Below are 24,852 nucleotides of genomic sequence, written 5' to 3'. Positions count from 1 at the left end.
GGCCCATCCCGCCCGGACGCGCGAAGCGCGCCCGCACGTGGAATCACCTCCCGGGGCGGCGGCACGCCGAGGCGGTCATGCCGCGGCGAGGCCGCTCCCCGCGCCTCACACCGAGGCGGGGGACTCCGCCGCGTCGCGTGGGGCCGGCATCTCGGCCGCGTCGGGGCCGTCCTCTTGGGCGACCCTCGGCAACCGCAGCGCCATCGCCGCGCCCGCCAGCAGCAACCCCGCGCTCACCAGCAGCGTCGCGTGCAGCCCGTGGACGAAGGAGTCGCGCGCGGTGTGACGCAGCAGTGCCCCCGTGGGCCCGCCGAGCCGATCGGCGACCTGATAAGCCTCCCCCAGCGAGTGCGAGGCCGCCCGCGCGGCGGGATGGGGGACGCCGGCCAGCCGGTCGAGACCCGACAGGTAGACCGCGTTCATGACACTTCCCAGCAGGGCGATCCCGATCCCCGCGCCCAGTTGGTACGAGGTCTCCCCGATCGCCGCCGCGCCTCCGGCGCGTTCCGCCGGCGCCTCGCTCAGCATCGACTCGTACGCCCCGAACAGCGTCGTCTCCAGACCGAAGCCGAGCAGGACGAAGCCGGTCAACAGCACCGCGCCGCGGTCCTGCGTTCCCATCGTCGTCAGGAGCAGCACCGCCGCGGCGGTCAGGCAGAACCCCGCGCACACCATGGCTCGCGGCCCGAACCTCCGGAGCATCCGCGCGCCCGCCAGACCCGCGGCCATCGCCGCGACGGTCAGGGGGAGCAGCCGCAGCCCGGTCTGCAGCGGCGACAGCCCGAGCACCAGTTGCAGGTACTGGGCCGCGATGAGTTCGAGCCCCACCAGGGCGAGCATCGCCACCACGATGCAGCCCACGGACGTGCTGAAGGCCGGGCGACGGAACATCTCCAGGTCCACCAGGGGGTCGGTCCGTCCGCGCTGTCTCCGGACGAAGACGACGAGCAGCCCCACCCCGGCGAGCAAGGAGGCCGCGGTGAGCGGGTCGAACGCCTCGCCGCCGCCCAACCGCTTGACTCCCAGGACCACACCGAACAGTCCGGCCGCCGCGGCGAGGGCGCCCCCCACGTCCCAGGGGCCGCGGGCCGCCCCCCGGGACTCCGGCAGCACCAACCGCGCCACGGGCAGGCTGACCACCATGAGCGGGACGTTGACCAGGAACACCGAGCCCCACCAGAAGTGCTCCAGCAGGAAACCCCCGAGCAGCGGCCCCACGGCGGCGCCCACGGCGGCCACGGCGCTCCATACGCCGATGGCGAAGGCCCGCTCCCGCCGATCGGGAAAGACCTGCCGGAGGATGGACAACGTCGCCGGCATGATCATCGCTCCGCCCACGCCCAGCGTCGCCCGGGCGGCGATCAGAACCGCCGGATGGTCGGCGACGGCCGCCGCCGCGGAGGCGACCCCGAACAGGGCGTAGCCGAGGAGCAGGACCCGTCTGCGGCCCACCCGGTCTCCCAGCGACCCGAACAGGATCAACAGCGAGGCACAGACGAGCGGGTAGACGTCGACGATCCAGAGCAGCTCGATCGCACTGGGCCTGAGGTCCTCGGTCACGGCGGGGACGGCGACGTGCAGCACGGTGGCGTCGACGGCGACCACCAGCAGGCTCGCGCAGAGGACGACGAGCACCGCCCAGCGGTGCGCGCCGGCCCCGGTCCGCCGGCCGCGCGGCCCGGCGGCGGCCGTGGTCGTCCCGGACATCTCTCGCAACCTCCCAGAAGTCCTCCGCGTCCGCCGGGGCCGTGCGGGGGCGGGGACTCCCCGCGGCTCACCCGGAACCGAGCGGAGGTTTCCGGGGCGCGCGGCGCAACGCGAGTGGCTCGTCAGCGTACGCGAGTCCCCTCGGCACCCGCGTGTCGGACCTCTCACCCACCCCGGCGGAAGGATGTGGCGTACGCCACGAGGCCCCCCGGCACCAGTGGAGATGACCCGGCCTCACGGGCCCCCGGCCGGCGGATAGTCTGCCCCGTGCCCGATATCGACTCCCCCCGCGTGACCCCCGCACGCCCGTCCACCCACCGCCCCTCCGCCGTCCGCCGAGCCGCGCCCGCGTTGCTCGGCTTCGCGGCGGTCCGGACCCTCGGCCTGGCGGTCCTCGCCCTGTGGAGCGCCGCGCGCGACACGAGTGCCCGGACGCTGCTCACGGCCCGCTGGGACGCGATCTGGTACGCGCGGATCGCCGAGTCCGGCTACGGACACGAGGTGCGGACACCCGACGGGGGTGTCCACTCCGATCTCGCCTTCTTCCCGCTGCTTCCCTGGCTGGAGCGGCTGGGTGCCGCCGTCTCCCCGCTGTCGCACGGCGAGGTGGGCTTCGTGGTCTCGGTCGCCGCGTCGTTCGCCGCCGCCTGGGGGATCTACGCCGTCGCGGAGCGGCTGTACGGAGATCGCGTCGGTCTGTACGCCGTGCTGCTGTGGGCGGTTCTGCCGGTGGGTGTGGTGCAGTCCATGGCCTACAGCGAGTCGCTGTTCACCGCGCTGGCCGCGTGGTCGCTCCACGCCGTGTCGACCGGGCGCTGGATCGTGGCCGGGGCGCTCGCCTCCCTCGCGGGGCTGACCCGCCCGGTGGGGGTCGCGGTGGTGGCGGCCGTGTGGGCGGGGGCCCTGGTGGCCTTCCCGCGAGGTCGGGACGCCACCGAACGCGCCGCGTGGGCCCACCGCCTGACGGGCCTGGCGCTCGCACCGCTGGGTTCCCTGGGCTACGTCCTGTGGGTGGGGCGGCACACCGGCACCGGCCCGCTCGGCTACCTGGACGTCCAGCACGGCTGGGGGAACGGGTTCGACGGCGGGTACGCGTTCGCGCGTTTCGTCGCGGGGAAGCTCGCCTCGGCCCCGACCGCCGCCGCGGGCCTGGCGCTCGTCGTCGGCGTTCTGCTGGTCCTGTGGCTCTACGCCGCGTGTCTGCGGCAACGGCAGCCGATCGCCCTGGTGGTCTACACGGGGGCGGTGGTGGGGCTTGCCCTGTGCGCCTCCGGCTACTTCGGCTCCAAGCCCCGCCTGCTGTTGCCGGCCTTCCCTCTCCTGCTGCCGCCGGCGTTGGCGCTGGCGAGACGAGGCCGGCGCGCGGCGACGACCGTCGTGGCGTTGTCCGCGGTCGTCTCCGCGCTGTACGGAGCGTTCTGGCTGAACGGTTCGGGCCCTCCCTGACGGCACCGGGATTCCGGGGCGTCGGAGCAATCCGGGTCGAGGCGGACTCGGGGTCGAGGCGGACTCGGGGTCGTTCGCGACCGTTCCGCGACGCGCGCCGAACAAATGAAGAATCTTTGATAAAACAGCCATCCGGAATGATCTGAAGAATTCAGAGAATCCGAACTGCCGCTTTTCGAGTCCCGGGGAATTTCCGAAACCCGAGAGGAACACCACATCACATCGCCATCACAAAGCGGCTGATTCGGCGGAGACGGGTCCTCACTCGCTGTAACGTCGATCGGGTGCGTACCGAACGAAAGCCCACCCGGCTGGATCGGGTGTTCGCGAGACTGGACCGCGAGCCGGAACGGCCGGTCCTCCTCGACGTGCCGACGATGAGCCGGCACCGGATCGCGTTGTTCGCCGGCGCCCTGACCTTCTACGCCGCCATCGTGTGGGCCGTGCTGGTCACGTCTCGGCTGGTCCGGCTCGACTGGCAGGTCATGTTCTTCCGCCCCTACCAGCAGTGGCCCGAGGTCCACGCCTTCGTCGACTACTACGTGGTCCTCGGGCAGCGCGGCCCGACCGCGGTGATGGTGACCGCCTGGCTGGGGTGGCGCTCCTGGCGTCAGCACACGATCCGACCACTGCTCGCACTGGCGGTGGCGCTGCTCCTGCTCAACGTCACGGTGGGCGCGGCGAAACTCGGCATGGGACGGCTGGGACCCCATTACGCCACCGAGATCGGCTCGAACGAGATGTGGCGGGGCGGCGATATATTTCCGAGCGGTCACACCGCGAACGCCGTCGTGACCTGGGGGATCCTGGCCTATCTGGCTTCCACGCCCCGGGCGCGGCGTTGGTTGTCGGCGCTGTCCGCCGTGGTGTCGCTCGGCGTCGGCCTCTCCACCGTCTACATCGGCACGCACTGGTTGAGCGACGTCCTCCTGGGGTGGGCGGCGGGGCTGCTCATCCTGCTGGCCCTGCCGTGGTTCGAGCCGCTGATCGCCCGCTCCGAGACCCGGATCCTGGCCCTGCGCGACCGCCTCCTCGCCCCGTTGGACCGCCCGGCGCCGCCCCGCGTCGTCGGGGCCCCGGGCATCCTGGCGGCCCCTGGGGGGGCCGCCACGCGGGAGCGCCCGACCCGCGAACCCGCCCCTCCGACGGGGCGGACCCGCGTCGCGACCGGTGCCGTCCATCGCGGCCAGGCACCTCACACGGCCCACGCGGGCCGCCCGGAGCGCGCGAGCGGCGGCGTCCACCGCCCGACGCACCCCGAGCGCCATCCACGGGATCCAGCCGGGGCCGGCCGGCCGGGCACCCGGGGCTGACCCGCCGCGCGGAGCCGCTCGTCGGTCGGGAGGGAGCCGTCGACCCGCACCCCCGGTCGTCCGGGCGTCGACGTGGGTCCACCGGAGCGATCCGGCGCCCGGACGGCGCCGCTCAGCCCTTCCAGGCGCGCGTCACCCGCCCCGCCTCCACCTCGAAATTCAAGCGCCCGACGCGGTACTCCAAGGTGATGATCGCTCCCGGTGGCAGCGACCGCACCGTCGACCAACCGCGCTCCCGGGCACGCCCCTCCGCCTCGTCCGAGGGGAGGCCCACGTACGCGTCCGGACTGTCCTCGGGTTCCGTCGCCTCAGTTGCCATGGGGTCACGCTATGCCCTGTCCCGGCGGCGCGGAAGGCCTGCCCGGGGAGCGTCGCGAAACCGGTGCTCGTCACACTTCTGTCACAGAAAGCGGCGCGCGATTTCGGTCGCGCACACCCACTCGGACGAGCACTTCCGCTCGCCCCGCCCCAGGAAATTCCAAGGGTTCGTCCGGCTCGCCGGCCCTCGTTTCCCGCCGTCCTCGAACCGCCTCGAAACATTCGCCCGGGAAGAAGGACGCGCCCCCCGGCCGAGGGGAGAACGGTGCGTCCGTCGACATGCGGAACCCTGCGGCGCGCCTTCGTCGGGAACGGGAATTCCGGCCCGCCCCGGGCTCCGGGGAAGGATCACCGGCAGCCCAACCACCATTCTTCCGGGCTTACTTGACCAAGGCGTCGGCACCCGCGTCGCCGCGGTCCGGGATGGTTCGGTCCTACGACTTCGTCGCCCGCGGGGCGTGACTCCCGCCCCGGGTCGTCCGTTGTCCCTTCGAAGACCGGGGGACCGCCCCGGAGCGCAGGCCGGGCTCCACCCGGCCTCGCCACGCACCGCAGACCAGGGAGCCACCCGTGCCGCGCATGCTCGACGTCAGCGACGAGGTACGCGCCGAGATCGGCGACGAAGAAGCCCGCCGCCTGCTCGCCGGAGAGTCCGCCCCGGGGAGCTACGACTGCACCTCGTGCCGCACCCCCGGCGACTCCGGCCAGGAGCGCACCAGCACCGTCCTGTTCATCGGGGACGAGACGGCCGTCCTCGCCTTCGCCCACGCCGGCTGCCTGCCCTCGCAGGTGGTCAGGGTGACGGAGGAGCAACTGCGGGGCGCCGTGCGCTCCATCGGCTCCGAGACCGCCGCGCCCGCCCCCGAGGCCGACCGGACCGAGCAGGCCGTCCTGGGCGTCACGAGCGGGCTCGTCCAGATCTCCGGGGAGTTGCACCCGGCCCTGGTCGTGGAGCCGACGGCCCCCATCGCCCGCCCCGGCGCCCCCGCGGGGGCGGGGGACGAGTTCCTGTCGCTGCTGATGGAACACGGTTTCGCGCCGGCCGGCGACCTCTCCGCCCCGCCGCGGGTGCTGCACGGCTGGTCCGTGCTGCTCGCCATGGGGAAGCTGCACGCGGTGCTGCAACCCGGCCAGAGCGACGGACGGCCGGTGGCCTGGTGGCAGGCGCACGAGCCGCTCCAGGTCACCGAAGGGTGGCGCACCGCGGCCAACAAGCACCAGCAGGTTCTGCTGTACGCCGCGTCGGTCGGGACGATCGGCCGTCAGCCCCGGGAGGACCTGCTGAGGGAGGCCCTGGACAAGGCGGCGGCCGGTGGGCGGCTGGTCGAGGCGACGCTTCCGCTCGCCGGGACGTGAGCCGGCCCGTCGCCGCGACCCGCGGCGACCTCGCGGCCGGGCGTGGCAAGGCCCGGCCGCATCCCTTCCCGGGCGGTGTCGTTTGACATACGTGCACGCATACGACGCCTTCCACCGCCAGAACGGTCCGTCGGCCACGCCGATCTACGACGCGCTCTACGCCGAGTACGTCAAGTCGTTCCGCTCGCTGCCCGGCGATCGGAGCGGCGAGGAGCAGTTGGGGTTCACCGCGTTCCGGAGCATCTCCCCCACGACGATGGACCCGTACGGCGCGCGCCGGGACATGCTGCACGTCCCCGCGGGGTTGCCGCCCGGACCTCGCAGGGGAGCCTGAGGAGGCGGGCGGACGCTCAGGACCGCGGGCGTCGGAGCCGTCGCGGCCTCCTCCCTCCGGTACTCCGTCGGGCCCCGGCGGCGCCACGGGGCCCGACCACTACTTCCGCTTCGTGCCGCGCTTCTCCCTGACCCGCACGGAGATGTGGATCGGCGTGCCCGCGAAGCCGAACTCCTCCCGGAGCCTGCGCTCGACGAAACGCCGGTAGCCCGCCTCGATGAATCCCGACGCGAAGAGCACGAACCGCGGGGGGCGAGTGCCCGCCTGGGTGCCGAAGAGAATGCGGGGCTGCTTGCCTCCCCGCACCGGGTGCGGGTGGGCGGAGACCAGTTCGCCGAGGAACGCGTTGAGCCGTCCGGTCGGCACGCGCGTCTCCCATCCCGCCAAGGCGGTCTCGATCGCCGGTACCAGTTTCTCCATGTGGCGGCCGGTGAGCGCGGAGACGTTCACCCGGGGAGCCCAGGCGACCTGACCGAGTTCGGTCTCGATCTCCCGCTCCAGGTAATAGCGGCGCTCCTCGTCCAGGGTGTCCCACTTGTTGTAGGCGATCACCAGGGCGCGTCCCGCCTCCACGGCCAGCGTGATGATCCGTTGATCCTGTACCGAGATCGACTCGGCCGCGTCGATGAGTACGACGGCGACCTCGGCCTTCTCCACGGCGGCGGCGGTGCGCAGCGAGGCGTAGTAGTCGGCGCCCTGCTGGAGGTGGACGCGCTTGCGGATGCCCGCGGTGTCCACGAACTTCCAGGTGATCCCGGCCAGCTCGATCAGTTCGTCGACAGGGTCCCGGGTGGTGCCGGCGAGTTCGTCGACGACGACCCGTTCCTCCCCGGCGACCTTGTTCAGCAGGGAGGACTTGCCGACGTTGGGGCGCCCGATCAGCGCGATCCGCCGAGGCCCTCCGCCGACGCCGGCCCCGAAGGTCGCGCGGGGGGCCTCGGGCAGCACGGCCAGGACCTGGTCGAGCATGTCGCCCGTGCCGCGACCGTGCAGCGCCGAGACCGGATACGGCTCGCCCAGGCCGAGCGACCACAGGTACGTCGCGTCGGCCTCGCCGCTGGGGCCGTCGACCTTGTTGGCACACAGCACGACCGGCTTGCCGGCCTTGCGGAGCAGCCGCACCACCGCCTCGTCGGTGTCGGTGGCGCCGACCTTGGCGTCGACCACGAAGACGACCGCGTCGGCCGCCTCGATCGCGTACTCGGCCTGCGCGGCCACGGACGCGTCGATGCCCAGGACATCCTGCTCCCACCCGCCGGTGTCGACCAGTTTGAAGCGCCGACCGGCCCACTCCGCCTCGTAGGTCACCCGGTCCCGAGTGACGCCCGGACGGTCCTCGACGACGGCCTCCCGGCGCCCGATGATCCGGTTCACCAGGGTCGACTTGCCGACGTTCGGCCGACCGACGACCGCGAGCACCGGCAGTGGACCGTGTCCCGCCGCGTCGATCGCCCCTTCGATCTCCTCAGGGTCGAAGCCCTCCTCCGCGGCGAGCTCCATGAACTCCGCGTACTCGGCGTCGCCAAGCGCCCCGTGCTCGTGCTCGTCGCCCGAACCGCCGGAGTGGATGTCGTCGTTCATGAAGTCCGTACCTCGTTCATCGTGGTGATCGGTGGTTCACCGCTTCGCTGGGTGATCCACTACTCGTGTGTGGCCCGGCGGCCGGTGAGCCGCCCGGCGTCCTCCAGGTGGGCGGCGAGCCGCCCGCGCACGCGCTCGGTCGCCTCGTCCAGGACCCGGCGGGTGCGGCGACCGCTTCCGTCACCCGCCCAGAAGGGAGCGCCGAAGACGACGTCGACACGGGAACGCAGCGGCGGCAGGGACCCGATCAGCCGGCCGCGGCGTTCGGTGCTGCCCAGGACGGCCACGGGGACGATCGGCGCGCCGCTCCGGACGGCGAAGTACGCCAACCCGCCGCGGAGCGCGGCGAAGTCGCCTTCCCCTCGGGTTCCCTCGGGGAAGATGCCGAGCGCGCCCCCGGCGGCGAGCACCCCGAGCGCCCGGGTGACCGCGCCGCGATCGACGGTCTCCCGGTCGACCTGAAGCTGCCCGATACCGGTCAGGAAGCCACCGAGCGGGCCGACGAACGCCTCCTTCTTGATCAGGAAGTGAGTCGGCCGAGGCGCCACCCCCATCACCATCGGGCCGTCGATGTTGTGGGAATGGTTGACCGCGAAGATCACGGGACCGCTCGCCGGGACCTTCCACGCACCGAGCACACGCGGGTTCCAGAGGCCGTACATGAGGCCGACGCCGATCCGTCGCCCGACTTCGGCGCCGCGCGCGGAGGGAAGGCTCAGCTCGGGGCTCACTTCCGGGCTCGCCTCTCCTCGACCAGGTCGACGACGCGGGCGACGACCTGGTCCAGGGCCAGCTCGGTGGTGTCCACCTCGATCGCGTCGTCCGCCCTGGCGAGCGGCGAGGTGGGTCGGCTGGAGTCGGCCGTGTCCCGCCTGATCAGCGCCTCACGCGTGGCGCGGACGTCGGCTCCCGGCAGCTCTCCGCTGCGGCGCGCCGCACGCGCCTCCGGCGAGGCCGTGAGGAAGACCTTGAGATCGGCGTCGGGCAGCACGGTGGTACCGATGTCACGGCCCTCGACCACGATGCCGCCCCGGGCCGAGGCGGCGATGGACCGCTGGAGCCCGGTGACCCGGGCACGGATCTCGGGCACCGCGCTGACGGCGCTGACCCGGGAGGTGACCTCCTCGGTGCGGATCGGCCCCGACACGTCGACCCCGTCCACGCTGATCGTGGGGCTGGACGGTTCGGTACCGGAGACGATCTCGGGCTTGTCGGCCGCCCCGGCGACGGCGGCGGGGTCGTCGGTGTCGACGCCGTTGGAGACCATCCACCACGTTATCGCCCGGTACTGGGCACCGGTGTCGAGATAGCTCAGTCCCAGCCGGGCGGCCACGGCCTTCGACGTGCTCGACTTTCCGGTGCCGGAGGGTCCGTCGATGGCGACGATCACTGCCGGGCCGGTCCGGGCGGCGCCAATCTCCACGGGGCCACCTTCCATGTGCGCTGGGGTGAGTGAGGTGCGGGCACCGAGGCGCCCCGCACCAGGTTACTGGCTCGTCGGCCGCGGGCGGACCGGCGGTCAGCCGCGAAGCGCCCAACCCCGCTCCCGAAGGGCCTCCCTGAGCACGGGCGCGGCCTTCGGCTCGACCATCAGCTGCACCAGACCGGCCTGTCGGCCCGTCGCGTGCTCGATCCGCACGTCCTCGACGTTGACGGCGGCCCGATCGGCGTCCGCGAAGATCCGCGCGAGCTGCCCCGGCTGGTCGTCGATGAGCACGGCGACGGTCTCGTAGACCCGAGGGGCGCTGCCGTGTTTGCCGGGCACCCTGACCTGCCCGGCGTTGCCGCGCCGCAGCAGGCCCTCCACTCCGGCCACGCCCCTGCTCCGGGCTTCGTCGTCCGCGGACTCCAGCGCGCGCAGGGCGCGTACGGTCTCCTCCAGATCGGCGGCGACATCGGTCAGCAGGTCGGCCACCGGACCCGGGTTCGCGGACAGGATGTCGATCCACATCCGAGGGTCGGAGGCGGCGATCCGGGTCACGTCGCGCATCCCCTGCCCGCACAACCTGACGGCGGCCTCGTCGGCGTGCTCCAGTCGCGCGGCGACCGTGCTGGAGACGAGGTGCGGCATGTGGGAGACGAGGGCGACGGCCCGGTCGTGGGCTTCCGCGTCCATGACGACGGGCACGGCACGACAGTGGGAGACGAGTTCCAGCGCCAGGTTCAGGACCTCGGTGTCGGTGTCCCGGGTCGGCGTCAGCACCCACGGGCGACCTTCGAAGAGATCGGCCGTGGCGGCGAGCGGGCCGGACTTCTCCCGGCCGGACATGGGATGGGTGCCGAGGTAGGCGCCGAGGTCGATCCCGCGGGCGAGCAGGTCGCGACGCGGGCCGCCCTTGACGCTGGCGACGTCCACGTAGCCGCGGGCGAGTCCCCGCCGCAGGGCGTCGGCGAGCACGTCGGCGACGTGCGCGGGAGGGGCGGCCACGATCGCGAGGTCGACCGGTCCCTCGGGGGGGTCCTCCGTGCCGGCGCCCAGGGCGGCGGCGGTGCGGGCCTGTCCCGGGTCCGGGTCGCTGAGGTGGACCGTGACGCCCCGCCCCGCCAGGGCCAGGGCGGCGGAGGTGCCGATGAGGCCGGTGCCGACGACCAGTGCGGTTCTCATTGGGCGATGTCCTTGCTCAGGGCCTCGGCGACGCCGAGGAAGACGTGGCGGATGTCCCGTCGTCGACGGTGGGCAGAGGCGGGCCGACGGCGCTCGGGAGAGCCTCAAGCCCGCCGGCCGTCTCCGGGGACGAGGGGACACGGCACGCCGAGGGCCCGCGCTTCGCCTCCGAGACGTCGTCCGGGCCACGCGGTCACCCGAGGGATGGGTCCCCCGCGCCGCTCGCACCGTCACGGTGTCGCTCCTCGCTGCTCTGCGCCCCGGTCTCGCCGGGTCCAGGGTAGCCAGAGCCACCCGCCGCCGGACGACGACCCCACCGCGCGGGTCCCGACCCGGGGCGACTTGGTCCCTTTCGTGATTCTTCGCCCGTTTCGCTTCCTCGGGCGTCGGCGAAGTGCCAGGATGCCGGACATCGGCTCCCCGGTTCCCTCTTCCCTCAGGAGTGGCACATGCCCCACCACGCGACGCGCCGCACCATTCTGCTCGCGACCGGCGCGGCGGCGGTCACCGCGGGCTGCGGCGCGGCGGAGACGGAGACGTCCGCCTCGGCCCCCGACCTCTCCCGGCCGCTCGCGCGCACCGAGGACATCCCGGTCGGCGGTGGCGTCGTGTTCCCCGATGACAGGGTGGTCGTGACCCAGCCGGAGGAAGGGGACTTCCGAGCCTTCTCCGCACTCTGCACCCACCAGAACTGCCTGGTCACGGATGTCTCCGGCGGCACGATCAACTGCGCGTGCCACGACAGCCGGTTCCGCGTGGACGATGGCTCGGTGGAGCGCGGCCCGGCCACGCGCCCCCTGCCCTCGGCCCCCGTCACGGTGGAGGGCGACTCCGTGCATCTGGCCTGACCGCTCCTCGACCCTCCGTGCCGGCCCCGGCGACGGGCGGGAGGGCCGGGCGGGCCGGGTTCTACAGGTCGACCTCCCGCATCAACGTGCCGACCTCGGTGTTGGAGAGGCGGCGCAGCCACCCGGACTTCTGGTCGCCGAGCGTGATCGGGCCGAAGGCCGTCCGCACCAGCCTGTCCACGGGGAAACCGGCTTCGGCGAGCATCCGGCGCACGATGTGCTTGCGCCCCTCGTGCAGCGTGACCTCGACGAGGTAGTTCTTGCCGGTCTGCTCCACGACCCGGAAGTGGTCGGCGCGCGCGTATCCGTCGTCCAGCCGGACGCCGTCCTTCAGCCGCTTGCCGAGGTCCCGGGGGATCGGGCCCACGATGTGGGCGAGGTAGGTCTTCTCGACCCCGTACTTCGGGTGGGTGAGTCGGTGGGCCAGCTCCCCGTGATTGGTGAGCAGGATGACGCCCTCGGTCTCGGTGTCGAGTCGGCCGACGTGGAAGAGGCGCGTCTCCCGGTTGGTGACGTAGTCGCCCAGACACTGCCGCCCCTCGGGGTCCTCCATGGTGGAGACGACGCCGGCGGGCTTGTTCAGCGAGAAGAACTGGTACGACTGCGTGGCCACGGTCAGGCCGTCGACCTTGACCTCGTCGCGCTCCGGATCGACCCGCTTGCCCTGCTCGGTGACGATGGCGCCGTTCACCTCGACACGAGCCTGCTCGATCAGGTCCTCACAGGCCCTCCGGGACCCGTAGCCCGCCCTGGCCAACACCTTCTGGAGACGCTCGCCTTCCTGCTCGGCGCCGGGGAAGGTCCGAGGGGTCCGGACCTCCTTCCGACCCGCGTAGCGCTCGCGGTTGCGTTCCTCGGCGCGCGCGTCGTACTCGCGGGACCGGGCCGGGGACGTACGGGCGCCACGCTGTCCGGGCTGCTTGGGGCCGCCCTTGGCGCCGCCGCGGGCGGAGGCGCCCCGGGCCGCCGCGCCACGACCGGACTTGGGGCCGTCTTTGGAGGCCCCGGGGCCGACATCGTAGCGGCGCTCCTCCGGCCTGGGCTTGCTCGGCCGACCCTGGTCGCCCCGCTTCTGGTCCCTGCTGTCGCCGGTACCGCGGTGGTCACCGCGCCGACCGCTCCTGCCGCTGCCGCTACCGCTGCTTCGCATCAGATTTCCGTCGTCGTCGTTGTTGTCGGGGTGGTGACCCCGGCTCCGTCGTCCTGGTCGAGGGCGTCCGGGTCGAAGGGCGACCCGGCCTCCCCGGCCTCCGCCTCGACCGCCTCGGCCTCGGGGAGGAAGGGCGCGAGCTCCGGAAGCTCGTCCAGGTCGCGCAGGCCCATCCGCTCCAGGAAGTGATTCGTCGTCCCGTACAGGATCGCACCTGTGCCGGCTTCCGTGCCCGCCTCCCGGACGAGACCCCGTTGCAGGAGGGTCCGCATCACACCGTCGCAGTTCACCCCTCGCACCGCGGCGACCGCGCCGCGGCTGACCGGCTGACGATAGGCCACCACGGCCAGCGTCTCCAAAGCGGCCTGGGTGAGGCGGGCCCGCCGACCGTCGAGGACGAACCGCTCGACGGCGGCGGAGTACTCCGCACGCGTGGAGAAGCGCCATCCGCCGGCGACGTGCCTCAGCTCGAAGCCCCGCCCCTGGGACGTGTAGTCGTCGGCAAGCGCCCGCAGGGCGTCCCCGATCCGTTCGACGGAACGCCCCAGGACCGCGGCGAGCGTCCGCTCGGTCACCGGTTCGTCCACCACCATGAGCACCGCCTCCAAGGCGGGCCTCAGCGCGAGGTCCGCGATGCCCGAGGGGATCGTCGCGGTGTCGGCCACCGACTCGCCACTCATGCTCCGGTCTCCCTCTCCGGCGGCTCGGGCCGGTCGTCGGCCTGGTCGACGACCAGGGGAATCGGGTCGGTGGTGCCGCCGGTCCAGCGCACCCGCAGGTCGCCGAGCGGGGACTCCTGCTCCAAGGCCACGGCCCTTTCCCTGTACAGCTCCAGCAGCGCGAGAAAGCGGGCGACGACGGTCGGCGCGTCCCCCGCGTCCGCGACCAGGTCGCCGAAGAGCGCCTCTCCCGCGTCCCTGAGCCGGGCGACCAGTACGGCGGCCTGCTCGCGTACCCCGACGAGGGGAGCGTGGACGTGCTCCACGAGCACCCGCGGCTCCGGCCTCGGTCGCGAGGCCCGCGCGGCGAGCCGGGCGAGGCCCTCCGGACCGAGGCCGATGACGACCTCCGGCAGGAGTGCCGCGTGGTGGGGTTCGAGTCCCACGGTGCGGGGGTGGCGCAGGGTCTCCGCGTCGAGGCGCCCGCCGAGGATCTCCGCGATCCGCTTGTAGGCGCGATACTGCAGCAGCCGCGCGAACAGCAGGTCGCGGGCCTCCAGCAGGGCGAGGTCCTCCTCGTCCTCGACCTCCGCGGCCGGCAGCAACCGGGCGGCCTTCAGATCGAGCAGGGTCGCGGCCACCACCAGGAACTCGGTCGTCTCGTCCAGGTCCCAGTCCGGTCCGTGAGCGCGGATGTACGCGATGAACTCGTCGGTGACGCGGGACAGCGCCACCTCGGTGACGTCGAGCCGGTGCCGGGCGATGAGGTGCAGCAACAGGTCGAAGGGCCCCTCGAAGTTGGCCAGCCGGACCGTGAAGCGCCCCTCGCCGGACCGCGGCGGCGACTCTCCGGTGTCGGCGAGGTCCGAGGTACCGGGCTCGGGCCGGTCCGCTCCCGACGGCGGGACGGGCGTCCGGTGCGGGGCGCCGCTCGCCTCTGGCGTCGGACGGACGCCCAAGGGCTCGGACGTGGGCGTCGTCGGGGCGGGCGACAAGGGCTCGGCCCCCTCTCCACCGCGCGAGGGGCGCCGAGGCGAGCCGGGATGGACAGCGTCGTGCGAGGTCATGACCCCCGAAGGCTATCGCTGACGGCCTCGGAGACGGCGTACGAGGATGCTGGCGTCGCCTCGGGTCTCCAGATCCGCGAGGACCACCGCGACCGCCTCGCGGACGATCCGGCCGCGATCGACGGCGAGGCCGTGCTCACCCCGAAGGACCAGCCGGGCATGCTCCAAGTCCATGAGCTCCTCGGCGGAGACGTATACGGTGATCTTCTCGTCGTGGCGCTCGCGACCGCTGGGCCGCCTTCCGGCGGCGCGCCCCCGCCTGCGGGCGCCACCGGTGCCGGGGGCGGTGTCCTCCGGCGCGCCCGCGTCGGGGGATCGCCGCCTTCCGGCGCGCTCGGTGTCGCGGCCTCGCGTCTCCCGGCTCTCGGCCGGTTCGACGTCCGCCGTCGCGGCGTGCTCGGCGCGCTCGAGGTCGCCGCTCTGCGCGGGCACGGAGGGGAGGGTGTCGCCCTCGGCGACGCCACCGCTCTCCCCCGCCGGAGCGGGCACCCGAGCCTCGCCGGGCCCGCGTCGTGGGGTGGACGGCTGGAGGGCCGACCCACCGGTCGTGCGGAAGAGTTCGTCGGCTCCCGGCAGACTCACTCGGCGTGACACCGGGCGAGCACCTCCCTGGCGAGCTGACGATAGGCGGCGGCGCCGACGGAGTTGGAGGCGTACGTGGTGATCGGCTCGCCCGCGACGGTGGTCTCCGGGAAGCGCACCGTACGCCCGATGACGGTGTGGTAGACGTGGTCGTCGAACGCCTCGACGACCCTGGCCAGCACCTCGCGACTGTGTACGGTCCGGGAGTCGTACATCGTGGCGAGGATTCCGTCGAGTCGCAGCTCCGGGTTGAGCCGCTCCTGGACCTTCTCGATCGTCTCGGTGAGCAGGGCCACTCCGCGCAGGGCGAAGAACTCGCACTCCAGGGGGACGATCACCTTGTGCGCCGCCGTGAGCGCGTTCACCGTGAGCAGACCGAGCGAGGGCTGACAGTCGATCACGACGTAGTCGTAGTCGGGGAGCAACGGTTTCAGCGCACGCTGAAGCGAGGACTCCCGGGCGACCTCGCTGACCAGTTGGACCTCGGCGGCGGACAGGTCGATGTTGCTGGGCAGCAGGTCCATGTTGGGGACGGCGGTCTTCAGCAGCACCTCGTCGGCCGCCATTCCCCGCTCCATGAGCAGGTTGTAGACGGTGAGGTCCAGCTCCATCGGGTTGACGCCGAGCCCCACCGAGAGGGCGCCCTGAGGGTCGAAGTCCACGAGCAGCACCCGGCGTCCGTACTCCGCCAGCGCGGCGCCCAGGTTGATGGCCGACGTGGTCTTGCCGACGCCGCCCTTCTGGTTGCACATGGCGATGATCTTCGCGGGGCCGTGATCGGCCAACGGTCCGGGGATCGGGAAGTACGGGAGCGGACGTCCTGTCGGGCCGATCCGCTCGCGGCGCTGCCGGGCCGCGTCGGGAGCCAGAGTGGCGGCGTACTCGGGGTCGGGCTCGTACTCCGCGTCGGGGTCGTAGAAGTGCCCCTCGGGCAGTTCGTCGTCATCGGCGAAGTGGTTGCGGGGCGCGCCACTTCCGTCGCCGGCCATGGCGTTCACGTGTTGGCCATCCATGCTCTGGTGTGCTGACGGGGAGTCCTGCGGACTCTGGTGGGCTGCGAAGGTCCGTACCGCGACAGAGCCGACAGCCCCGCGACGACCGGGAGTCAGGTCCCGGGCGGGCCCTTCTGGTCCTGGTCGATAACCCCCGGGAGCAAATGTCGACTCGTTCACAAGTCGTCCTACCTCCTTGGGGACCAGGAAACTTCGAGACAGGTCGGTCTGGCACCATGCCGACGGTCTGCGACTCTATGGCGTGTCGGCCGTCCGCAGCAACACGATCCACCGGACGCGACCCGATGTGTCGGTACGGAAGCACCCGCCTGTCAAGGGCGTACGAGCGTCGCACCGCGCGCCGTCGGGTGCGTGGCGCGACGGGGTCCCGACGCCCGGGACGGTGGAGCCTCGCACACGCGACGGCCGGACCTCTCGTGCGAGGTCCGGCCGGGCACGCTCCCGGGGGAAGCGTGTCGTCACATGGTGACCGTTCGTCGGGGCGGCCCGCCGCACCCCCACCGACGTGCGGGGACGGGACCGACGGCCGCGGTGGTCAACCCAGGAGGACGGCGGGGTCCACGTAGTCGAGGCCGTGCGCCTCGGCGACCTCTCGGTAGACGACCTTGCCCTCGTGCGTCTGCAGGCCCTTGGCCAGTGCCGGGTCGCGATGGGCCGCCTCGACCCAGCCCCGGTCCGCCAACTCCACCACGTAGGGCAGCGTCGCGTTGGTGAGCGCGTTCGTCGAGGTGTTCGGAACCGCTCCGGGCATGTTGGCGACGCAGTAGAAGACCGAGTCGTGCACCCGGAAGGTGGGGTCGGCGTGGGTGGTCGGCCGCGAGTCCTCGAAGCAACCGCCCTGGTCGATCGCGATGTCGACAAGGACACTTCCGGACTTCATCCGGGAGACCAACTCGTTGGTGACCAGCTTCGGGGCCTTGGCGCCGGGGATGAGCACCGCGCCGACCACCAGGTCGGCCTCCGTGACGGCCTTCTCCAACTCGAAGGCGTTGGACATGATCGCCTTGACCTTGGTTCCGAAGATCCGGTCGGCCTCGCGCAGCTTGTCGATGTCCCGGTCGAGCAGCGTCACCTCGAAGCCCATGCCGACCGCGATCTGCGTGGCGTTCCAGCCCGAGACGCCTCCACCGATGACCACGGCCTTGGCCGGGGTCACGCCGGGCACGCCGCCCGGGAGGACGCCACGACCGCCCGCCGCGCGCAGCAGGTGACAAGCGCCCACCTGAGGTGCGAGCCGACCGGCGACCTCGGACATGGGGGCCAGCAACGGCAGTGCCCGGCTGGGCAGTTCGACGGTCTCGTAGGCGAAGGCGGTCGTCCCGGAGTCCAGCAGCGCGTCCGTGCACGCCCTGGACGCGGCGAGGTGCAGGTAGGTGAACAGGATCTGGCCCTTGCGGAGGCGGTGGTACTCCTCCGCCACCGGCTCCTTGACCTTCAGCAGCAGATCCGCGGCGGCCCACACCTCGTCGGCCGTGCCCAGCGGCTCCGCGCCGGCGGCGACGTAGTCGGAGTCCGCGATCGAGGAACCGACACCCGCTCCGCTCTCGATGACGACCTGGTGGCCGTGGCGCACCAGCTCGTGGACTCCGGCCGGGGTGATGGCGACCCGGAACTCGTTGTTCTTTACCTCACGGGGGATGCCGACCTTCACGTCGATCACGGTCCTTGGCTCAGACGTCGGGGGGGATACACGGCATACCCTGGTGTTTTCGGCATACCGACGCATACCGCAGAAGAAGGTGCGGTAGAGCCAGTCTAATGAAGGCGTTCGCAGTGTCTAGCCTTTCAAAGCATTAATCTTGGCCAGATGCACTAGGGGTTTCACAGGCGTTACGTCGATCTTCCTCGAGCATCCGCGCCGCGAGACCGCGGTGCGGCGCGGCGCCGACGGGATCACCGAGCCGGTCGAGGGTGTCGGCGAGCCGCAGATGCAGGGCGGCCTGGAGTCGCCCGTCCCGCGCGCACCGCGCCCGCTCCACCGCCTCCCGGCAGGTGCGCAGCGACTCCTCGAGGCGGCCCGCGTACTCCTGCACCCGGGCGAGCTCGCTCAGGGCACGGGCGTGCCCTGCGGCGTCCCCGGCCCGACGGTAGCCCGCGACCGAGGCCCGCCAGGCGCGCGCGGCCTCGCCGTAGCGCCCTGCGTAGGTGTGGGCGGCGGCGATCCGGCCGTACAAGCGCGCGGCCTCGGCGCGCTCGTCGCGCGCCAGCCGCTGGGCCAGTGCCCGCCCGAACCAGTCGACGGCGCGGTCCCAGTCGCCGAGCTCCAGGTGCGCCCCGCCGACGGACTCGGTCGCCCTGCCGGTCGCGTAGGGGTCGCCGGCCCGGCGCCCGGCGTCCAGGGCGGCCCGGTAGCGGGTCAGGGCCTGCTCGGTACGACCGGTCCGGGCATCCAGGTCGGCGAGGTTCAGCAGGGCCGCCGCCGCTTCGCGGGGCAGATCGCGCCGCTCGGCCACGTCGAGCACGAGTCGGTGGACACCGTAGAGGTCGGCCGCCGCTCCCCGGGTGCCGAGATGCGCGACCAAGGCGCGGACCAGTTGTGCGAGGAGTCTGCGCGCGAGAGTGTCCAGCCCCCCGTCGGCCACCGCCAGCCGCGCCGCTGCCAGCAGGGCGGGACGCCGGACCCGCAGCCAGTCCGCCGCGGCCTCGGCACTGGGGAAGCGCACCCCTTCCGGCACGCCGGGCGGCGCGTCCGCGGCCGGCCGGTCGGGTTCCACGGCTGCGCGACAGGATTGCAGGAGACGGACCTGCCGCTCCAGCATCCGGGCCCTGGCGAGCCTCAGCTCGGCGGGCCGGTCGCGCCCCTCGGTCAGGTCCGTCAGCAGCGGTCGCAGGCACCCGGGGACCTCGTACTCGCGAGGGTCGGTGTCCCGGGAGCGCATCAGGCCGAGGGTGACGAAGCCGTCCAGCGTGGTCCGGGCACGGTCCACGGACGTTCCGGCGAGTGCGGCGGCGGTGTGCGGATCGACCAGACCCGCCGGGGCCAGCGACAGCAGACGCAGCATGCGGGCCGCGTCGCCCGGCAACGCGTCGTGGAGCAGGCGCAGGACCCGGGAGAGCGGGGTGCCGCAGTCGTCGACCACGGATTCCGTGTGCAGCTGTCGGGCGAGGTCCGCGACGCCCGCCTGGGGTCGGGCGATCAGCCAGCCGGCGGCCAGGGCCAGCGTGGCGGGACGGCCCCGGCACTCCTCGGCCAGGTGCTCGGCGGCTCGGGGATCGACGGTGACACGCACCGAGCCGATGCGGCGGGAGAGCAGTTCGACGGCGGACTTGGTGTCCAGCCCGCCCAACGTGCAGGGGCGGACGTCGACGATTCCGGTGAGCGGTCCCCCGGAGACGACGACGGCCAGGCAGTCCGGGGTGTCCGGCAGCAGCGCGTCCACCTGCTCGGCGTCCACGGCGTCGTCGAGCAGGAGGAGGGCGCGCCGATCCGCCAGCGCGACGCGGAGCCGCTCGCAGAGGTCGTCCTCGTCGGCGCCCGGCGGGGGCGGGGCGCCGAGCGCGCCAAGGAACTCGCGGGCGATGTCGGCCGCGGGCACGCGGGTGCCGTCGGGTTCGCGGAGGCGTGCCCGCAGCAGGCCGTCGGGGTAGCGGTCCGCGATCCCGGCCGCGAACTCCTCGGCGAGCGCGGTGCGGCCCGATCCCGGACCACCGGCGACGAGCAGGACCCGGGCGCGGGGAGCCTTGCGGCCGGCGATGGTGTCGAGTCCGGCCCGCTCGACGTCCGCGCGCAGTTCCCTGAGTTCCCTGGTGCGCCCGAGAAAGCCGGGGGTCGCGCTCCGCGGCTCCGACAGCCGCCTGCCCTCCGTGTCCACCGCCTGATCCGTCACGGGCCACACTCCCGATCCCACCGCGCACCGGTGCCCGCCGGAACCCCGGCTCGGGCGTTTCCCGAGCCTAGTTCACGCGGTGGCGACGGCCGTGGGGAGCGCGTCGGGTACATCGCCCGATCGGATCAACTGATCGTCACATGGCGGAGGGGGCGCGCCGGTCAGGCCTCGAACGGCCGGGCCGGCCAGGGGGCGTCCGCGGGACGCAGCGCGTCGAGACCCCCGTCCTGTCGGGCGGCGACCAGCGACAGCACCCCCACGACCAGGCAGTTGTTGTGGAGTTCACCGGCCAGGACCCCCCGGACCAGATCCCGCGACGGAATCCGCTCGCGTTCCATGTCCGCCTCCTCGTCCTCTACCTCGAATCGCTCGCCCTCGGCCTCGGAAAGCCCCCGGGCCAGGAAGATCCGCACCGACTCGTCGCAACCACCGGGCGTGGTGTAGACGTCGGTGAGCACCCGCCAATCCGCGGCCCTGACGTGCGCTTCCTCGTAGAGCTCCCGCCGCGCCGCGTTCAGGGGGTTCTCACCCGGGACGTCGAGCAGGCCGGCCGGGATCTCCCAGAGCCTCCGGCGAACCGGGTGCCGGTACTGGCGGATGACCAGGATCCGGTCGGCCTCGTCGAGGGCGAGGACCGCCACGGAGCCCGGGTGCACCTGGTAGTCGCGAGTCACGACACTGCCGTCCGGCATGACGACGTCGTCGGTGCGCACCGCGGTCTTGTTTCCGACGAAGGGGGTGTCCGTCGCCCGGATCTCCCACTCCTCCGCCGTGTCCCTGATGGTCATGCCCGTCCTTCCCCACCCGCGAGTACGCGGACGTGTGTGCGTGGTGCGGCGCCCCTCGCGTCGCCGCGCCCCCGTGGCCGAGGCGCGCGCCGTCCGCGGGCGCGCGCCCCGGCCACCGTACAGTCACCCGTCGGCGTCAGTGGTTCCGCTTCCGCTCCACCGCCGCGCGCACCAGCCCGGCGAACAGCGGGTGCGGTCGGGTCGGGCGGGAGCGGAGCTCGGGGTGGGCCTGCGTGGCGACGAGGTAGGGGTGCACCTCTCGCGGGTACTCCAGGTACTCGACCAGCTTGCCGTCGGGGGAGGTGCCGGAGAAGACGAGTCCGGCCTTCTTCTCCAGCTCCGCGCGGTAGGAGTTGTTCACCTCGTAGCGGTGGCGGTGGCGCTCCTCGACGTACTCCTTGTCGTCGTACACCTCGCGCACGATCGACCCCTCGGCGAGCTTCGCCGGGTACATCCCGAGTCGCATGGTGCCGCCGAGGTCGCCGTCGCCGGCGACGATGTCCAACTGCTCGGCCATCGTGGAGATCACCGGATGGCCGGTCGCCGGGTCGAACTCGGTGGAGTTGGCGTCCGGGATGCCGACCAGGTTCCGCGCGGCCTCGATGACGACGCACTGAAGGCCGAGGCAGAGCCCGAGCAACGGGACCCGGTTCTCCCGCGCGAACCGGATGGCGCCGACCTTGCCCTGCACTCCTCTGTCGCCGAAGCCGCCGGGGACACAGATCGCGTCGACGTCGCCGAGCTGTGCCTCGGCCCCCGTCGGGGTCTTGCAGTCGTCGGAGGCGACCCACTTGATCTTGACTCGGGCCCGGTTGGCGAAGCCGCCCGCGCGCAACGCCTCGGTGACCGAGAGGTAGGCGTCGGGCAGGTCGACGTACTTGCCGACGAGGGCCATGACGATCTCGTGCTCGGGCCGGTGGACCCGGTCCAGGAGGTCGTCCCAGGTGGTCCAGTCGACGTCCCGGAAGGGCAGGTCGAGCTTGCGCACGACGTAGGCGTCCAGCCCCTCGCCGTGGACCGTCTTGGGGATGTCGTAGATCGACCGGGCGTCCGGGCAGGCCACGACGGCGGCCTCGTCGACGTCGCACATCAGCGAGATCTTGCGCTTGATCGCGGCGGGCACCTCACGGTCGCAGCGGAGCACGATGGCGTCCGGCTGGATGCCGATGTTGCGCAGGGCGGCGACCGAGTGCTGGGTGGGCTTGGTCTTCAGTTCGCCGGAGGGGCCGATGTAGGGCAGCAGGGAGATGTGCACCACGAAGACGTTGTCGCGTCCGACCTCGTGTCGCACCTGACGGACGGTCTCCAGGAACGGCAGCGACTCGATGTCGCCGACCGTGCCGCCGACCTCGGTGATGACGACGTCCACCTCGTCCGTCGCCATCCGGCGGATCCGGTGCCTGATCTCGTTGGTGATGTGCGGGATCACCTGCACCGTGTCGCCGAGGTATTCTCCCCGCCGCTCCTTGGCGATCACGGTGGAGTACACCTGGCCCGTGGTGACGTTGGCCGAGCCGTCCAGGTCGCGGTCGAGGAACCGTTCGTAGTGGCCGATGTCCAGGTCGGTCTCGGCGCCGTCGTTCGTGACGAATACCTCACCGTGCTGGAACGGGTTCATCGTGCCAGGGTCGACATTGAGGTAGGGGTCGAGCTTCTGCATCACGACGCGCAGACCCCGCGCCTTGAGCAGCATGCCGAGGCTGGAGGCGGTCAGCCCCTTGCCGAGAGAGGAGGCGACACCCCCGGTGACGAAGATGTGCTTGGTCGTCGATGCAGTGGGCGGCATGGCCAAGAGGGGGCTCCCGTGGTCGCGTTGTGAGGTGCGGTCGGGCAGCCTGCCGGAGGGGTCCGGAGCGGTGCCGCCGCTGCGGTTCGGGGGCGCCCCGTACGCTCTTCCCCTTGTGGGGAGGGGGGCCACCGGTCCACGGGCTACCAGCGTATCAGCGCCCGAGCGGGGTGGGACCCGGCCACGCTTCGCGCACGCGCGGGCACGGAGGGGGGCGGGCGGATCATTCCTCGGGAAGCGCTCACTCGTTCGGCCGCGTGATGTTGCCCAGAGCGGCACACAGATCATCTACGTGCGTCGTATCCTGCTCGGACGCTCACTGCCGAGCCCACCGGCCGCACGGCACCACCCCTTGCCCGAACGCACCGGAACGACGAGAGTCCATCGGCTCGCTGAGCGACAATTGTCGTTCCGTGTCGCCGGATTCGGCGGGACGGCAGAGCGACCGCTGTGCCGGGTCGACCGACGACGCGGCACAGCACACACCACACCCCTTGACCGCACCAGCGACCGCCCCCCAGCGGGGTGACGTGGCCGTTCGACTGGAGTTGCACGTGGCCGGGCGCATCGAAGACTACGCACTCATCGGAGACATGCAGACGGCCGCGCTGGTCTGCCGGGACGGCACAGTCGACTGGCTGTGCCTGCCCCGCTTCGACTCGCACGCCATCTTCGCCGGTCTGCTGGGCACCGAGGAACACGGGTTCTGGCGGTTGGGCCCCTCGTTCGGGAACGGGGACGAGCCACCGGCGGCCACCCGTCGCGGCTACCGAGGAGACTCCCTCATCCTGGAGTCGGAGTGGGAGACCTCGCGCGGCACGGTCCGGGTGACGGACTTCATGCCGCCGCGCGACGGCGCCCCCCAGCTGGTCCGCGTCGTGGAGGGTGTCTCCGGACGGGTGCCGATGCGCTCGGAGCTGCGGATGCGGTTCAGCTACGGCCGGGTGGTGCCGTGGGTGCACAAGCACGAGGGCCGCACCGTGGCCGTCGCCGGCCCCGACTCCGTGTGGTTCGACACGCCGACGGAGACCTACGGCAAGGACCTGACCACCTACGCGGACTTCACGGTCGCGCCCGGCGACCGGATCGCCTTCACCGTGTCCTGGCAGCCTTCGCACAAGGAACCGCCGGCGCTGCCCGAACCGGAGCAGTCCCTGGAGGCGACGGAGGAGTTCTGGCGGGAGTGGGTCGACCACTGCACCTACCACGGCCCGTACCGGGAGGCGGTGATCCGTTCCCTGATCACTCTCAAGGCCCTGACGTACGCCCCGACCGGCGGCATCGTCGCCGCTCCGACCACCTCCCTGCCGGAGGAGATCGGCGGCGTCCGAAACTGGGACTACCGGTACACCTGGCTGCGGGACGCGGCGATCACCCTCTCCTCCCTGCTGCGCACCGGCTACAGGGAAGAGGCCCGCGCCTGGCGGGAATGGCTGCTGCGGGCCGTCGCCGGCGACCCGGAGAACCTCCAGATCATGTACGGCATCGCGGGCGAGCGCGAACTGGGCGAGGCGGAGCTTGACTGGCTTCCCGGCTACGAGGGGTCCGCGCCGGTGCGGGTGGGCAACGGCGCCGCCCACCAGCTCCAGCTCGACGTGTACGGGGAGGTCACCGAGGCGCTGCACCTGGCCCACATGACCGGCCTCTCCCGCAACGACTACGCGGCGCTCCTCCAGCTGAAGCTGATCCACTACCTGGAGGACCACTGGCAGGAGCCGGACGAGGGCATCTGGGAGGTGCGCGGGCCTCGGCGCCACTTCGTGCACTCCAAGGTCATGGCCTGGGTCGCCGTCGACCGCACCATCAAGCTCATCGAGTCCGGCGACGCCGACGGGCCGCTGGAGCGGTGGAGGCGGCTGCGCGACGACATCCACCGCGACGTGTGCGAGAAGGGCTACGACAAGGAGCGCAACACCTTCACCCAGTCCTACGGGTCCCGTGAGCTGGACGCCTCGCTGCTGCTCATCCCTCAGATGGGCTTCCTGCCCCCCGACGACAAGAGGGTCATCGGCACGATCGAGGCGATCCAACGGGAGCTGTCGACCCCGGACGGGTTCATCCTGCGCTACCCGACGGAGGGCGAGCACGCCGGCGTCGACGGCCTCCCGGGCGACGAGGGCGCCTTCCTGGCCTGTTCCTTCTGGATGGCCGACGACCTGGCCATGATCGGCCGAGTGGACGAGGCGAGGAGGCTCTTCGAGCGGCTGCTGGCGCTTCGCAACGATCTCGGACTGCTCGCCGAGGAGTGGGACCCCGTGCGCAAGCGCCAGGTCGGGAACTTCCCCCAGGCCTTCAGTCACGTACCCCTGATCGACACCGCCCTCCGCCTGACGGCGTCGGGTGCGTACGGGGGTTGACGCCCTGCCGGGGGCGAGGTGCCCGGGGACCGCGCCGACGCTCTCGCACAAGGTGTGAGGGGCGCCTCGACGGCGGGGACCACCCCGGGCGCCGCCCCCGGACGGCACCGGCCCT

General features: G+C 72.5%; 21 protein-coding genes. 6 read left to right on the top strand and 15 right to left on the bottom strand.

Going from position 1 to position 24,852, the window contains the following annotated elements; genetic code table 11:
* Positions 1–105: 105 nt before the first annotated feature.
* The gene (locus JEK78_RS19130; RefSeq protein ID WP_200261345.1) at positions 106–1,707 is read right to left on the bottom strand and encodes an MFS transporter; all 1,602 of its coding nucleotides are present in this window, start codon (positions 1,705–1,707) and stop codon (positions 106–108) included.
* 267 nt (positions 1,708–1,974) lie between these two features.
* Here JEK78_RS19130 and JEK78_RS19125 point away from each other — a divergent pair, with 267 nt between their 5' ends.
* Together JEK78_RS19125 and JEK78_RS19120 are read left to right on the top strand one after the other, a co-directional pair.
* Positions 1,975–3,153, top strand: coding sequence for a glycosyltransferase family 39 protein (locus tag JEK78_RS19125; protein WP_200261343.1), 1,179 nt, complete (start codon positions 1,975–1,977; stop codon positions 3,151–3,153).
* Between the two features lie 284 nt (positions 3,154–3,437).
* Positions 3,438–4,466, top strand: a complete 1,029-nt coding sequence (locus tag JEK78_RS19120) for a phosphatase PAP2 family protein (RefSeq protein WP_200261341.1) — start codon at positions 3,438–3,440, stop codon at positions 4,464–4,466.
* A 112-nt stretch (positions 4,467–4,578) separates the two neighbouring features.
* Here JEK78_RS19120 and JEK78_RS19115 read toward each other — a convergent pair whose 3' ends face one another.
* Positions 4,579–4,785 (bottom strand): I78 family peptidase inhibitor, encoded by a 207-nt coding sequence (locus JEK78_RS19115; protein WP_200261339.1) that lies wholly within the window; start codon positions 4,783–4,785, stop codon positions 4,579–4,581.
* A gap of 569 nt (positions 4,786–5,354) precedes the next feature.
* On the opposite strand from JEK78_RS19115, the gene JEK78_RS19110 reads away from it, so the two are divergent.
* Both JEK78_RS19110 and JEK78_RS19105 read left to right on the top strand, forming a co-directional pair.
* On the top strand, positions 5,355–6,140 hold the full coding sequence (locus JEK78_RS19110) for a hypothetical protein (RefSeq protein WP_200261337.1): 786 nt from the start codon (positions 5,355–5,357) through the stop codon (positions 6,138–6,140).
* Positions 6,141–6,231: 91 nt separating this feature from the next.
* On the top strand, positions 6,232–6,474 hold the full coding sequence (locus JEK78_RS19105) for a hypothetical protein (protein WP_200261335.1): 243 nt from the start codon (positions 6,232–6,234) through the stop codon (positions 6,472–6,474).
* A gap of 99 nt (positions 6,475–6,573) precedes the next feature.
* Here the strand turns inward: JEK78_RS19105 and der are convergent, their stop codons facing one another.
* The 4 genes from der to JEK78_RS19085 all read right to left on the bottom strand — a co-directional run bounded on the left by der (position 6,574) and on the right by JEK78_RS19085 (position 10,660).
* Complete coding sequence (der, locus tag JEK78_RS19100) at positions 6,574–8,055, bottom strand: ribosome biogenesis GTPase Der (RefSeq protein WP_200261333.1); 1,482 nt, start codon at positions 8,053–8,055, stop codon at positions 6,574–6,576.
* A 59-nt stretch (positions 8,056–8,114) separates the two neighbouring features.
* Positions 8,115–8,717, bottom strand: a complete 603-nt coding sequence (locus JEK78_RS19095; RefSeq protein WP_200264251.1) for a lysophospholipid acyltransferase family protein — start codon at positions 8,715–8,717, stop codon at positions 8,115–8,117.
* A gap of 65 nt (positions 8,718–8,782) precedes the next feature.
* The gene (gene cmk, locus JEK78_RS19090) at positions 8,783–9,478 is read right to left on the bottom strand and encodes a (d)CMP kinase (protein WP_200261331.1); all 696 of its coding nucleotides are present in this window, start codon (positions 9,476–9,478) and stop codon (positions 8,783–8,785) included.
* 96 nt (positions 9,479–9,574) lie between these two features.
* Positions 9,575–10,660, bottom strand: coding sequence for a prephenate dehydrogenase (locus JEK78_RS19085; RefSeq protein WP_200261329.1), 1,086 nt, complete (start codon positions 10,658–10,660; stop codon positions 9,575–9,577).
* Positions 10,661–11,109: 449 nt separating this feature from the next.
* Here JEK78_RS19085 and JEK78_RS19080 point away from each other — a divergent pair, with 449 nt between their 5' ends.
* Complete coding sequence (locus tag JEK78_RS19080) at positions 11,110–11,508, top strand: Rieske (2Fe-2S) protein (protein WP_200261327.1); 399 nt, start codon at positions 11,110–11,112, stop codon at positions 11,506–11,508.
* Between the two features lie 61 nt (positions 11,509–11,569).
* On the opposite strand, the gene JEK78_RS19075 is transcribed toward JEK78_RS19080, so the two are convergent.
* The 9 genes from JEK78_RS19075 to JEK78_RS19035 form a co-directional block, all read right to left on the bottom strand.
* Positions 11,570–12,658, bottom strand: coding sequence for a pseudouridine synthase (locus JEK78_RS19075; RefSeq protein WP_200261326.1), 1,089 nt, complete (start codon positions 12,656–12,658; stop codon positions 11,570–11,572).
* Positions 12,658–13,338, bottom strand: a complete 681-nt coding sequence (scpB, locus tag JEK78_RS19070; RefSeq protein WP_200261324.1) for an SMC-Scp complex subunit ScpB — start codon at positions 13,336–13,338, stop codon at positions 12,658–12,660. The genes JEK78_RS19075 and scpB overlap by 1 nt, the downstream gene beginning before the upstream one ends.
* Positions 13,335–14,384 (bottom strand): segregation/condensation protein A, encoded by a 1,050-nt coding sequence (locus JEK78_RS19065; protein WP_200261322.1) that lies wholly within the window; start codon positions 14,382–14,384, stop codon positions 13,335–13,337. Before JEK78_RS19065 ends, scpB begins: the two co-directional genes overlap by 4 nt.
* Positions 14,385–14,396: 12 nt before the next feature.
* The gene (locus JEK78_RS19060) at positions 14,397–14,978 is read right to left on the bottom strand and encodes a hypothetical protein (RefSeq protein WP_200261320.1); all 582 of its coding nucleotides are present in this window, start codon (positions 14,976–14,978) and stop codon (positions 14,397–14,399) included.
* Complete coding sequence (locus JEK78_RS19055; RefSeq protein ID WP_242483139.1) at positions 14,963–15,979, bottom strand: ParA family protein; 1,017 nt, start codon at positions 15,977–15,979, stop codon at positions 14,963–14,965. Before JEK78_RS19055 ends, JEK78_RS19060 begins: the two co-directional genes overlap by 16 nt.
* A 535-nt stretch (positions 15,980–16,514) precedes the next feature.
* A complete protein-coding gene (gene ald, locus JEK78_RS19050; RefSeq protein WP_200264249.1) occupies positions 16,515–17,630 on the bottom strand; it encodes an alanine dehydrogenase in 1,116 nt (371 codons plus the stop codon).
* A 142-nt stretch (positions 17,631–17,772) separates the two neighbouring features.
* On the bottom strand, positions 17,773–19,806 hold the full coding sequence (locus JEK78_RS19045) for a tetratricopeptide repeat protein (protein WP_200261318.1): 2,034 nt from the start codon (positions 19,804–19,806) through the stop codon (positions 17,773–17,775).
* Positions 19,807–19,967: 161 nt separating this feature from the next.
* Positions 19,968–20,594: an NUDIX hydrolase gene (locus JEK78_RS19040; protein ID WP_200261316.1), complete on the bottom strand. Its 627-nt coding sequence runs from the start codon at positions 20,592–20,594 to the stop codon at positions 19,968–19,970.
* A gap of 136 nt (positions 20,595–20,730) precedes the next feature.
* Positions 20,731–22,380 carry a CTP synthase gene (locus JEK78_RS19035; protein WP_200261314.1) on the bottom strand — a complete coding sequence of 550 codons (1,650 nt, stop codon included), beginning with the start codon at positions 22,378–22,380 and terminating at the stop codon, positions 20,731–20,733.
* 554 nt (positions 22,381–22,934) lie between these two features.
* Here JEK78_RS19035 and JEK78_RS19030 point away from each other — a divergent pair.
* Positions 22,935–24,737, top strand: coding sequence for a glycoside hydrolase family 15 protein (locus JEK78_RS19030; RefSeq protein ID WP_200264248.1), 1,803 nt, complete (start codon positions 22,935–22,937; stop codon positions 24,735–24,737).
* Positions 24,738–24,852 lie beyond the last annotated feature (115 nt).

This window comes from Streptomyces sp. HSG2 (genome assembly GCF_016598575.1).
Classification (GTDB): Bacteria; Actinomycetota; Actinomycetes; order Streptomycetales; family Streptomycetaceae; genus Streptomyces.
The sequence above is the reverse complement of the archived record's forward strand: the minus strand, read 5'-3'. Positions and strand labels throughout refer to the sequence as shown.

Coding starts and splice junctions, on each gene's coding strand:
- JEK78_RS19130 (WP_200261345.1), bottom strand. CDS start 1,707: ATGTCCGGGACGACCACGGCCGCCGCCGGGCCGCGCGGCCGGCGGACC.
- JEK78_RS19115 (WP_200261339.1), bottom strand. CDS start 4,785: ATGGCAACTGAGGCGACGGAACCCGAGGACAGTCCGGACGCGTACGTG.
- der (WP_200261333.1), bottom strand. CDS start 8,055: ATGAACGACGACATCCACTCCGGCGGTTCGGGCGACGAGCACGAGCAC.
- JEK78_RS19095 (WP_200264251.1), bottom strand. CDS start 8,717: ATGTACGGCCTCTGGAACCCGCGTGTGCTCGGTGCGTGGAAGGTCCCG.
- JEK78_RS19085 (WP_200261329.1), bottom strand. CDS start 10,660: ATGAGAACCGCACTGGTCGTCGGCACCGGCCTCATCGGCACCTCCGCC.
- JEK78_RS19080 (WP_200261327.1), top strand. CDS start 11,110: ATGCCCCACCACGCGACGCGCCGCACCATTCTGCTCGCGACCGGCGCG.
- JEK78_RS19075 (WP_200261326.1), bottom strand. CDS start 12,658: ATGCGAAGCAGCGGTAGCGGCAGCGGCAGGAGCGGTCGGCGCGGTGAC.
- scpB (WP_200261324.1), bottom strand. CDS start 13,338: ATGAGTGGCGAGTCGGTGGCCGACACCGCGACGATCCCCTCGGGCATC.
- JEK78_RS19065 (WP_200261322.1), bottom strand. CDS start 14,384: ATGACCTCGCACGACGCTGTCCATCCCGGCTCGCCTCGGCGCCCCTCG.
- JEK78_RS19055 (WP_242483139.1), bottom strand. CDS start 15,979: ATGGATGGCCAACACGTGAACGCCATGGCCGGCGACGGAAGTGGCGCG.
- JEK78_RS19040 (WP_200261316.1), bottom strand. CDS start 20,594: ATGACCATCAGGGACACGGCGGAGGAGTGGGAGATCCGGGCGACGGAC.
- JEK78_RS19035 (WP_200261314.1), bottom strand. CDS start 22,380: ATGCCGCCCACTGCATCGACGACCAAGCACATCTTCGTCACCGGGGGT.